Source organism: Streptomyces sp. GbtcB7 (genome assembly GCF_019091445.1).
Lineage (GTDB): Bacteria > Actinomycetota > Actinomycetes > Streptomycetales > Streptomycetaceae > Streptomyces > Streptomyces mirabilis.
Genome location: NZ_JAGXJM010000132.1, coordinates 1 through 605, shown reverse-complemented (window position 1 = coordinate 605; position 605 = coordinate 1). Strand labels below are relative to the sequence as shown.

The window sequence follows — 605 nt, the reverse complement described above, 5'->3', positions numbered from 1 at the left end:
CCGGATACAGTACGCGAGACGGCAGCCTGGTTTGCGAGGGGAAGCGTGACCGACACCAGCGACACCCGATCCGCCGACAGTGAAGCGCAAGCGCCGCGGCAGAGCCGACTGCACCGCCTGATGCGCTACCTCCCCCTGATCGCCCCCGTCCTACTGTGGACCGTGCCCTGCTGGGTGCTCCTGCACAGCGGCCAGCACTGGCCGCTGCCCGTCGCGCTCGCCGGCACCGCCCTGTTCGCCCTCGGCCTGATCGGTATGCCGCTCGCGATGGTGCGCGGCCACGGCCGACGGCAGCAGGACTGGGCGGCGATCGTCGGGGACACCCTGCTGGGCACCAGTTGGGTTCTGTTCACCTGGTCCATTCTGCTCGGCGTCCCATTGCGGCTCGTCCTGACCGTGGCCGGCGTCGACGAGAGTCAGGACCGGGCTCGAATTGCCACTTGGGCCGTCCTCGGCTTGACCGCCGTACTACTCGCCTGGGGGTACGCCGAAGCCCGCCGCGTGCCACGCGTGCGCCGACTCGACGTGCAACTCCCACGGCTGGGTGCCGGGTTGGACGGCATCCGCGTCGTCCTCATCACCGACACCCACTACGGTCCCCTCGA

General features: G+C 69.9%; 1 pseudogene. It reads left to right on the top strand.

The features are described from left to right. Positions 1–45: 45 nt before the first annotated feature. Positions 46–605, top strand: a pseudogene (locus KVT44_RS55535) (metallophosphoesterase); the annotation flags it as partial.